This is a genomic window from Deinococcus rhizophilus (genome assembly GCF_030271215.1).
GTDB classification, from domain to species: Bacteria; Deinococcota; Deinococci; order Deinococcales; family Deinococcaceae; genus Deinococcus; species Deinococcus rhizophilus.
In genome coordinates, this window is the sequence record NZ_JASNGB010000115.1 from 1 (window position 1) to 9,260 (window position 9,260).

Sequence of the window (9,260 nt, forward strand, 5' to 3'; positions counted from 1 at the left end):
GGGGGCGACCTCCGGCCTCGTCGCGGTGCGGGGCCGCTACAGCGCCCACGTCCGGCTGCTGGACGCCGCCACCGGCGAGGGCCGCCGCTCGGTCATGCTGCCGCCGGAGGCCCTGCTGGACGTTCCCCCCGCCCTCAGCCACGACGGGCGCTGGATCGCCGTGGCGCTGACGCCCGATCCCCTCACCCGCGCCGGACGGATCGGGGTGCTGAGCACCTACCAGACCTCCTCCCAGACCTCTGCCCCGACCTCTGCCGCGCCCGCACCCACCTTTCAGAAACTGCTGGTGGCGGGCGGCCTGACAGGCACGACCACCCTCGCTTTCAGCCCGGACGGCACCCGGCTGGCGGCGGGCAACCGCAACGGCTACGCGCAACTGTGGGACTGGACGGCCGCGCGGCGCGTGACCACCGTGACCAGCCAGAGCGGGGGCGAACCGACCGCGCTGCCCTTCAGCCCCAACAGCCGCCTGTTCGCGCCCCTGTTCCGTGGGCAGACCAAGACGCGGCTCTTTGATTCGCTCACCGGGGCCCTGCGAACCACCCTGAACGGGGTGGGCTACGGCACCTTCACCCCCGACAGTGCCGGGATGCTGGCCTCGCGCGGCCGATTGATCCGGCTCGCGGACGGCCGGGAACTGTCCGCGCCCGCCTACCTCGCGGGGATCAGCGGCGTGGTGGGCTTCAGCGCGGACGGCAGCCGGGTCCTGGTGCGCCGCGCCGGGGTGGACGTGCAGGGCCGCGAGTGGCTGGAGCTGCGCGAGGTTGCCACGGGCCGCGCCCTGGGTGCCATCACCCGCGTCTGGGACGGCTGGCCCGAGGCGCTGAGCCCCGATGGCACCACCCTGATCGGCGGCGACGGGGAGGGCGGGGTGCGGCTGCTGCCGCTGGCGCCGCCGAGGTAGCGGATGGGTTTTGGGCTTCTCTTGTTGACGGCCCTGACCGTCGTGCTGGTCTGCGGGGTGGCCTCTCTGTACTGGGGACTGCTCTGGCTGTTGGGACTCTGGCAGCCCCTGCGCCCACCGGGGTGGGTGTCGGTGGCCGTGGTGCTGGGCACCAGCGTTCTGCTGCTGGGTGCGCTGTTTCGGCTGGACGCCCCCTGACCTCCGTCAGGTGCCAGCGGTCTTGGCCGTTGCTGCCGAGCCGCCCGTGTCCCCTGAGACTGACTCCCCGACTACGATGACCCCATGCCCGACGCTCTCTCCCTGTCCCCCCACCTGCCCCTCAACCGCCCGCGCCTGATCGCGCCCGGTCCGGTGGAGGTCGAGCCGCGCGTGCTGCTGGAACTCGCCCGCCCGCAGCCGCACCACCGCTCGCCCGAGGGGATCGCGGCCCTGATGGACGCGCGGGCCAAGCTCTCGGCCCTGCTGGGGGACCCCTACGACGCGGTCATCACCACCAGCAGCGGCACCGGGGCCTTCGAGGGGGCGCTCGTCAGCCTGACGCCGGAGGGTGCGAGGGTTGTTAGCGCCCAGGCGGGCAAGTTCAGCGAACGCTGGGGCGAGATGAGCCGGCAGCTGGGCTACGACACCACGCTGGTTTCAAAGCCCTGGGGCAGCCTGCTCGACCCGGAGGAGGTCGCGGGCGCCTGCGTGGGCGCCCACACCCTCCTCGTCACCCACAGTGAGACGAGCACCGGGGCGCTGCACGACCTCGCGGCGATCACGCGGGCGGCGAAGGCCCAGAATCCCGACCTGATCGTGATCGCAGACTGCATCACGTCCTACGGGGTGGCCGAGCTGCGCCCCGCCGGTTGGGGGGTGGACGCCGTCGTCAGCGGGAGCCAGAAGGGGACCGCCACCCCGCCCGGCCTGGGCTTCGTGCTGCTGAGCCCGGAGGTGCAGCAGCGGATGATTCCAGCCACCGGGCGCGGCTTTTACCTCGACCTCACGCGCGAGCTGCGCGGGCAGAAGGAGGGCAACACGCCCCAGACGCCCGCCATCAACCTGATCTCCGCGCTGGCCCTCGCCCTTGACCGCCTGCTGGCCGTGCCCCGCGAGGTGCTGTGGGCCGAGAAACGGCGGCAGGCCGACGCCCTGATCGCCGCCGGGGAGGCGCTGGGGGCTCTGGCCTGGGCCCCCCGCACCTCGCCCGCCGTCGCGGTGCTGCGTCCCCCTTCCTCCCTCACCGGCCGTCAGGTCGCCGCCCGCCTCGCCGAGATGGGCCAGCGGGCGCTTCCCGGTCAGGCCCCGCACGAGGACACCGTCTTCCGCGTCTCCACCCTGGGTTACGCCGACCGCTACGACGCGCTGGGCATCGCGGGAATTCTGGAGGACTGCTTCGCCAGCCTGGGCGTGGCCTTCGAGCGCGGCTCGGCGGTGTCGGCCGCGTGGCGGGCACTGGCCGAGCGCTAGAGCATTTGCCATAAGAAGACGGTGGGTTTCCGCATTCGTTGGCCGAGCGGACTTGCAAAGCTGCGCAGCAGAGCGAGCGAATTGAAGAAGAGCATCGGGCAGAATGGAGCACCTGGGGCGCCCTTCCCCGGGGGCCGTCATTCTGTCCAATGCTCTAGGGGAGAAGGAGAACACCCCTCTCCCCAGGGGAGCCTCGTACAGCTGCTCGCAGACCTGCAAAGCTCCGTGGGGGAGGGGCGCTGCACGGCGGCGGGGGAAGGGGTCCCCTCAGTCCAGCACGTCGATCCCGGCGGCCCGGACCCNAACACCCCTCTCCCCAGGGGAGCCTCGTACAGCTGCTCGCAGACCTGCAAAGCTCCGTGGGGGAGGGGCGCTGCACGGCGGCGGGGGAAGGGGTCCCCTCAGTCCAGCACGTCGATCCCGGCGGCCCGGACCCGCGACTTCACGTCCCCGGCGCCCTCCCCGGTCACGCGCATCACGAAGCGGCGGTGGGGCTGACCCCCTTCCGCGCTGTGGCCGTAGGTCGCCACGCTGATGATGTTGCTGGGCTGCGCGGCCTGCGCGGCGCGGAAGAGGCTGCCGGGAGTGTCGGGCATGTCGAGCGTGAGCCGGGTCCCGCCTTCCTTCATGCCCATGATGTCCACAAAGGCCCGCAGCACGTCGGTGATCGTGATGATACCGGTGACCCGGCCTCCCGCGTCCACGACCGGCAGGCCCCCGACCCCATGCTCCTGCATCCGCAGGGCGGCGTCTTCCATGTACTCGTCTTCCTGCGCGGTGATCACCGGGCGGGCCATCATCTCGGAGACGGTCAGTTTGCTGAGCAGGTAGTTCAGTTCCCAGACGCTCAGGGTGGTCGCCTTGCTGGGCATCGCGTCCTTGAGGTCCTTGCGGGTGGTGATGCCGATGAGTCGGCCCCCCTCCATCACCGGAAGGCGGCGGAAGCCCCGCTCCTTGAGAATCCGGAGGGCGTCCATCACGGGCGTATCGGGCGTGACCGTGATGGGGTCACGTGTCATCCAGTCGCGGACAAGCATGACCCAGCTTACCTTTCCTGACGCCGGATGGAAGTCCCCCAAGCTGACGGGCCGCTGACGGGCCATGTGAGCAAGATGGGCAGAACTTCATGCCGCTCAGAAAGGGCCGTGGTAGCGTGCGCCCCATGAAGATCACTGCCAAGGCACTCGCTCCCGTGGCCCTCGTGGCCGCGTTCGGCCTGGGGACCCTCGCTCCGCAGGCCCAGACCACGCCCCAGAAGGTCGGCTTCGTGGACGTTCAGACCATCATGAACGCCCAGCCGGTCGGCAAGGAACTGACCGACCTGCGCAAGAAGGCCGAGACCGAACTCAGCGGCCTGGAAAAGCAGATTCGTGACATCGACGCCAAGGGTGCTCAGGCCTCGGCCGCCGAGAAGGACAGGCGCACCCAGCTTGTGGGCACCCTGCAGGCCCGCGCCAAGGCCTACGACACCCAGATTCAGGGGATGCAGGCCCGCGTGACCGCCGCTGAAAAGGCCGCCGACACCGCGATCAGCACTGTCGCCAAGTCCAACGGCTACTCCATCGTGATGGACCGCCGCGTGGCGGCCACCAGCGGCCTGGTGGTCTTTGCCGAGAACGGCACCGACCTGACCGACGCCGCCGTCAAGGCCATCAAGTAAGGCGCGGCCTCACCGCCCTGCCCAGGCTGACGGCCCCCGCACCTGCGGGGGTCTCGCCTTGAGGCATTGCCCATCCCGAAATTCAACCTCCCCGGACGTCCATCTCCCCGGAACCCCCTCCCTGAAAGGAAGTGCCCATGCGTTACGCCCTTCTCCTCCTCCCGCTGGCCCTGCTCAGCACCGTGCCCCAGGCCCAGAAGACCCGCTCGCGCGTCGGCTTCGTGAACGTGCAGCAGGCGGTCGCCGCGATGCCGAACTCGGCGAGCTACCTCAGCCTGCAAAAGCGGGTGGACGCCGACCTGAAGGCCAAGCAGGGCAACCTGCAAAAGCTCGCCGCCCAGGCCCAGAAGACGCGCAAGGCCGCCGACGTGCAGGCCTACCAGAAAGCGCAGCAGGGCCTGGTCACGGCCCAGAAAAACCACAGCTCCCGGCTGGCCAAGGAGTTCAAACCGCTCCAGACCCGCATGAACTCGGTGGTGGCGGCAGTGGCGCGGAGCAGCGGTTTCACGGTGGTTCTCGACCGCCGGGTCGCTGCACAGTCGGGGGTGGTGGTGTACGCCAACACCGGGGCCACCGACCTGACCTCGGCCGTCGTCAAGGCGCTGAAGAAGTAGAAGAAGTAAGCGCGTCCCCGTGGGGCGGCTCCTTCCTTCGGGGAGGGGTCGCCCCACCGCTGTTAGCCTGCCTGCCATGTCCGACTCCCACGACACCACCACCGCCCGTGCCCGGATCTTCGGGACTCAGGAAGAGCGCATCCTGGCGCGGCTCGCCCGCCTCGACCCTGACCTGATGGCCTATATCCGGGATTTTGCTTACGACACGGTCTACGAGCGCCCCGGCCTCGACCTGAAAACCAGGGAGCTGCTCGCCTGTGCGCTGCTGGCCTCGCTGGGCAGCCCGCCGGAGCTGAGGACGCACCTGCGCGGGGCGCTGCGGGCCGGGGCGACCGAGGCCGAGGTGCGTGAGGCGCTGCTGTTCTGCGTGCCGTACCTGGGCTTTCCGCGTGTGGTGGCGGCCTTTACCCAGCTGGAAGCTTTGCTGGAGCCTGCCGCAAAAGAACCCCCGTCCGCTGGGGACGAGGGGCCGCAGGAGAGCGGGGGTTAGAAGCCCGTCTTGATGCCGATGCGGGCCTTGAAGACGGTGCCGGGACGGACGAAGCGGTTGCTTATGGCATCGTAGCTGCCGTCGTTAGTGGTAATGGTATCAACATCAGTGCGGTCGACGCGAACGGTCGTCTGGGTGATGGTGCTGCGGAAGAATTGATCGATGCCGAGGTCGCCGACGAGGCTCAGGCCACCGCCGAGGGCATAACTCAGCATCACGCCCGCGCCCACACCGAAGGCATTGGTGCTGTAGGTATTGCTCAGGCCCTCGCCGTAGTCCTCAACGCTGCGGAAGAGGCCGTAGCGGCCGCCCGCGTACACCAAGCTGTTCGTGCCGGGCGCGACTTGCCCCAGTGCGTAGGTGCCGTCGAGGGCAAACACGGTACGACTACCGCTGCGGTCGGCGTCAAGCACGATCAGATCATCAGACGTGTTGATCGCCCCAGTGCCACTGACACGGGCGTAAGAGGCTTCGGCCTTCACCCCGAACGGTCCAGAAACGTTCGGCACGTGCACAAACACAGCTCCGCTCAGCCCGCCCGCGTAGCCGCCGGTCAGGCCCAGCTCGACGCCGCTCAGGCCCGTGCTGATGGGCGTGACGGGAATGGCGTTCACGGTGGTCGTGGTGGTCTGGGCGCCCGCCGTGGCGAGGGCGGCGGCAGCAGTCAGGGCAAGAAACTGTTTCATATCCTCCGCAGCCTCTGCCACCAAGATGAGTTCTTCCCCTCATGAGTTTGACGGCGGCTTTATGAATGGGAGATGGGGGCAGGTCCCCGCGCAGGATTCCGCGCCCCTGGGCCACCCTGCTAAACTTGCACCGAGTTCAAGGAGCGGGGCGCCCACCCGGGGTCTGCCTGCCCTGGACAGAGAAGGGCGAAACTGTAGCGACGGGGGGAAGGGCCTGGCCCCGCCCCGCTTTATCCTGGAGGCCACATGAAGATCCTGACCCTGGTAAGACAAGTCCCCGACGCGGAGGCCCGCGTGAAGATCAGTGGAGGCCATGTCGATCTGGAGGGGGCGACCCTGGTGATCGACGGCATGGACGAGTACGGCGTGGAGGAAGCCCTGCGCCTGCGCGAGAGTGGCGCGGCCGTCGAGGAGATCGTCGCGCTGGCGGTTGGCCCCAAGCGCGTTGAGGACGCCCTGCGAACCGCGCTGGCGATGGGCGTCGACCGCGCCATTCACGTCGAGACGGAGGAGAAGCTCGACCCCATCGCCCTGAGCCGGATCGTGGCCCAGGTGGCGCAGGCCGAGGGCGCGGGCCTGATCCTGGTCGGCGGGCAGGAGGCCGACTGGGACAGCCAGGCGCTGGGGGCCGCGACCGCCGAGCGCCTGGGCTGGCCGCAGCTCACCTGGACCAACGAGTTGAAGGTCGAGGGCGACGCCCTCACCGGACGCCACGACGTGGACGACGGCAATGAGAGCTTCCGCGCGACCCTGCCCGCCGTGGTGACCACCCAGCAGGGCCTCAACGAGCCGCGCTACCCGACGCTGCCCAACATCATGAAGGCCAAGAGGAAGGAACTGCGCAAGGACGCGCTGGACACCTACGGGGCGGCGCCGACCGTGCGCGTGGTGTCCAGCGAGATCCAGACCCGCGCCCGCCTGAACAAGATGATCGACGGCAAGGACCCGCAGGCCGCCGCCGCCGAACTCCTCGACCTCCTGCGTAACGAAGCGAAGGTGATTGCATGATCCTGATCGTCGCGGAACACTCGGGCGGACAGCTCGCCAAGTCCACCCTCGAAATGGTCACCGCCGCCCGCGAGTCGGGCCGTGAGGGGCCGATCACCGTCCTCGTGCTGGGTCAGGGCACTGCGGACGTGGCGACTGCGGCGGCCGGGGTCGCGGATCAGGTGCTGGTGGCCGACCTGCCCGCACTGGCGCAGTACAACGCCGAGCTGTGGGCCGCCGCGACCACGCAGATCGCGCAGGAGGGCGAGGCGCATACCGTCATCATCGGCGGGAGCCGCTCGGGCCGCGAGTTCGCGCCGCGTGTGGCCGTGCGGCTGGACGCCCCCTACCTCGAGGACGCCATTGGCCTGAAGACCAGCGGCGAGGCCCTCCAAGCGCAGCGCTACACCTACCTCGCCCGCGTCACCGAGACGGTGGAGGCCGAGGCCCCGGTCATCGTGGTCAGCGTCAAGCCCGGGTCCTTCGCCCCCGCACAGGCCACCGGGGCGGCGGGCGAGCAGTACGACGTGGAACTCGACCTCCCGGCCCCCCGCGTGGAGGTCACCGGCCGCAGCGTGGAGAAGTCCAGCCGCGTGGCCCTGACCGAGGCCGACGTGATCGTGAGCGGCGGGCGCGGGGTGGGCAGCTCCGAGAACTTCACGGCCTACGTGGAGGGCCTCGCCGACCGCATCGGGGCGGGTGTGGGCGCGACCCGCGCGGTCGTGGACGCGGGCTGGCGGCCCTACGCCGAGCAGGTTGGGCAGACGGGCAAGACGGTGCAGCCCAAGGCCTACGTCGCGCTGGGCGTGAGCGGCGCGGTGCAGCATCTCTCGGGCATGGGCAAGAGCAAGTACATCGTGGCGATCAACAAGGACGCCGAGGCCCCCATCTTCAAGGTCGCCGACTACGGCATCGTGGGCGACGTGAACCAGATCGTGCCCGCCCTGATCGAGGCGGCCCGCAAGTAACCACTGTGGGCCGCGCCGGACTGGTGTTGCTGGCCGGGGTGCTGGGGTCATGCGCCCCGGCACTCTTTCCTGCCGTCCCGGACCGGGACGACAGCCCGGTGGCGGTCGTCAAGCGGCTGGGGTGGGGCACCCCGGAGGCGTTCGCAGCGGCGCGGCCCCGTCTGGAGCCGCTGTGGCCCGACCTGGACTGGGAAAACAACGGGTGCAGCACCCCGCCGGGCCTCAGCCTGGGCCACCGGGACGACTTTGCCCCCGCGTGCGTGGTGCACGACTTCGCGTACCACAACCTGCGGGTGCTGGAGCCCACCGCCCCCAACCGCCGCGCCAGCGACGAGGCCTTTCACGCCAACCTGCGGGCCATCTGTGCTCGCAAGGCCCTGGCGGCCCGGCCCGCCTGCTTCTCGGCGGCGGAGGCGTATTACCGGGCGGTGCGGCTGCGCGGGCACACCCGGTTCGCGCCGGGCACGTGAGCGGCCCCTTTGCCCTGACTCCAGCTTCGGCTGGAGTTTTTGACTGACAGCTACCCGATCTCCAGCACCACCTCGTGCGCCAGCCCGGCTTGCCGAGCCGCCTGCCACGCGCCCCGGGCGTCTCCCCGCGCGACCCGGTCCATGAAGCTGCCCTGCCGGGCCAGGGTGGTCAGGGTCCAGAAGTCGCCCCAGACCTCCAGGCCCCATTCCCGCCGCATGGCGCGGGCGGCGGCGGCCCAGATCGGCTCGGAGAGATGTTCCAGGGGCGCGACGTAATGCAGCTCGCCGTCGGTGCCGGGGGTGCGGGCGACCTCGCGGGCGTAGTCGGCCTTCTCGCGGCGGGTCAGGGTTTCCCAGGTTCCGGCGGCGCAGTAGCGGGCGGGCAGGGCACTGAAGGTATCGCGGCAGCGGGTGGGCCGCGCGGCGTACTGGCTGCATCCGCCCGTCTCGCGGTCGAGCAGCGGGCAGAAGCCCACCTCGCGGCGGTGCCGCTCCACGTAGGTCGCCTCGTCGGGGGCGGTCCGCGCGTTGTGGAGCACCTGCCGGGCGTGGGCCTCCACCCGGGCCGCCGTCTCCCCGTCGAGCGCCGCCGCCGTCACCAGCGCTTCGGCCAGGCTCACCCGGATGGGCATGTCGCAGCACGCGAAGCACCCGGCCCCGCAGTACACGTGCCCGCCGCGTTCCCGGTAGCGCGTCAGCCACCCCTCGGCCTGCCGGGCGTAGCGGGCATAGCCCTGTTCGACCGCCGCCGTGACGGGCCGGAACCGGGCGGCGGGGGGCGGGGCAGGGGCCAGGGGGGTGGGGCGGGAGCGCGTCACCGGGGCAGGGTAGCGCGGGTATACTCGCCGCAACGTGTTCAGGCGCCCCCGTCCGACGCAGCCTCCCTCCGGGTCCGAGGCTGCTCCTGTCACGCCCTCTCCAGCGCCCGGCTCCGCTGACGCGACCGCGCTGCTTGCCGGGCTGCTCACGCGGCCGAGTGCGGCGAGCGTGCTGGACGGTGCGCTGGCCCACGCCGCCGCGCTGCTGGGCGGG

At 70.6% G+C, this 9,260-nt stretch carries 12 protein-coding genes and 1 pseudogene; 10 read left to right on the forward strand and 3 right to left on the reverse strand.

The features are described from left to right. The 3 genes from QOL99_RS11690 to QOL99_RS11700 all read left to right on the forward strand — a co-directional run. On the forward strand, nucleotides 1–904 hold a 904-nt coding region (locus tag QOL99_RS11690), incomplete at its 5' end, for a WD40 repeat domain-containing protein (protein WP_285524045.1). Nucleotides 905–928: 24 nt separating this feature from the next. Continuing rightward, nucleotides 929–1,102, forward strand: a complete 174-nt coding sequence (locus QOL99_RS11695; RefSeq protein ID WP_285524047.1) for a hypothetical protein — start codon at nucleotides 929–931, stop codon at nucleotides 1,100–1,102. An 84-nt stretch (nucleotides 1,103–1,186) separates the two neighbouring features. Further along, nucleotides 1,187–2,353 carry an aminotransferase class V-fold PLP-dependent enzyme gene (locus QOL99_RS11700; RefSeq protein ID WP_285524049.1) on the forward strand — a complete coding sequence of 389 codons (1,167 nt, stop codon included), beginning with the start codon at nucleotides 1,187–1,189 and terminating at the stop codon, nucleotides 2,351–2,353. A gap of 401 nt (nucleotides 2,354–2,754) precedes the next feature. Here the strand turns inward: QOL99_RS11700 and QOL99_RS11705 are convergent, their stop codons facing one another. Continuing rightward, nucleotides 2,755–3,390 carry a CBS and ACT domain-containing protein gene (locus QOL99_RS11705; protein WP_285524051.1) on the reverse strand — a complete coding sequence of 212 codons (636 nt, stop codon included), beginning with the start codon at nucleotides 3,388–3,390 and terminating at the stop codon, nucleotides 2,755–2,757. A 125-nt stretch (nucleotides 3,391–3,515) separates the two neighbouring features. On the opposite strand from QOL99_RS11705, the gene QOL99_RS11710 reads away from it, so the two are divergent. From QOL99_RS11710 to QOL99_RS11720, 3 genes are all read left to right on the forward strand, one after another. Beyond that, on the forward strand, nucleotides 3,516–4,013 hold the full coding sequence (locus tag QOL99_RS11710) for an OmpH family outer membrane protein (RefSeq protein WP_285524052.1): 498 nt from the start codon (nucleotides 3,516–3,518) through the stop codon (nucleotides 4,011–4,013). Between the two features lie 137 nt (nucleotides 4,014–4,150). Continuing rightward, a complete protein-coding gene (locus QOL99_RS11715) occupies nucleotides 4,151–4,627 on the forward strand; it encodes an OmpH family outer membrane protein (protein WP_285524053.1) in 477 nt (158 codons plus the stop codon). A gap of 76 nt (nucleotides 4,628–4,703) precedes the next feature. Continuing rightward, on the forward strand, nucleotides 4,704–5,117 hold the full coding sequence (locus QOL99_RS11720; protein WP_285524054.1) for a carboxymuconolactone decarboxylase family protein: 414 nt from the start codon (nucleotides 4,704–4,706) through the stop codon (nucleotides 5,115–5,117). Here QOL99_RS11720 and QOL99_RS11725 read toward each other — a convergent pair. After that, nucleotides 5,114–5,803: a hypothetical protein gene (locus QOL99_RS11725; RefSeq protein ID WP_285524056.1), complete on the reverse strand. Its 690-nt coding sequence runs from the start codon at nucleotides 5,801–5,803 to the stop codon at nucleotides 5,114–5,116. The genes QOL99_RS11720 and QOL99_RS11725 overlap by 4 nt on opposite strands. 246 nt (nucleotides 5,804–6,049) lie before the next feature. On the opposite strand from QOL99_RS11725, the gene QOL99_RS11730 reads away from it, so the two are divergent. From QOL99_RS11730 to QOL99_RS11740, 3 genes are read left to right on the forward strand one after another with little or no spacing between them, the layout of a single operon-like run. After that, nucleotides 6,050–6,811, forward strand: coding sequence for an electron transfer flavoprotein subunit beta/FixA family protein (locus tag QOL99_RS11730; RefSeq protein ID WP_285524057.1), 762 nt, complete (start codon nucleotides 6,050–6,052; stop codon nucleotides 6,809–6,811). Continuing rightward, nucleotides 6,808–7,758 (forward strand): electron transfer flavoprotein subunit alpha/FixB family protein, encoded by a 951-nt coding sequence (locus QOL99_RS11735; RefSeq protein WP_285524058.1) that lies wholly within the window; start codon nucleotides 6,808–6,810, stop codon nucleotides 7,756–7,758. Before QOL99_RS11730 ends, QOL99_RS11735 begins: the two co-directional genes overlap by 4 nt. A 5-nt stretch (nucleotides 7,759–7,763) precedes the next feature. Next, nucleotides 7,764–8,228 (forward strand): phospholipase A2, encoded by a 465-nt coding sequence (locus QOL99_RS11740; protein ID WP_285524059.1) that lies wholly within the window; start codon nucleotides 7,764–7,766, stop codon nucleotides 8,226–8,228. A gap of 50 nt (nucleotides 8,229–8,278) precedes the next feature. On the opposite strand, the gene QOL99_RS11745 is transcribed toward QOL99_RS11740, so the two are convergent. Then, the gene (locus QOL99_RS11745) at nucleotides 8,279–9,022 is read right to left on the reverse strand and encodes a YkgJ family cysteine cluster protein (protein WP_285524060.1); all 744 of its coding nucleotides are present in this window, start codon (nucleotides 9,020–9,022) and stop codon (nucleotides 8,279–8,281) included. A gap of 58 nt (nucleotides 9,023–9,080) precedes the next feature. On the opposite strand from QOL99_RS11745, the pseudogene QOL99_RS11750 reads away from it, so the two are divergent. Then, nucleotides 9,081–9,260 (forward strand): annotated as a pseudogene (locus tag QOL99_RS11750) (phosphohydrolase); the annotation flags it as partial.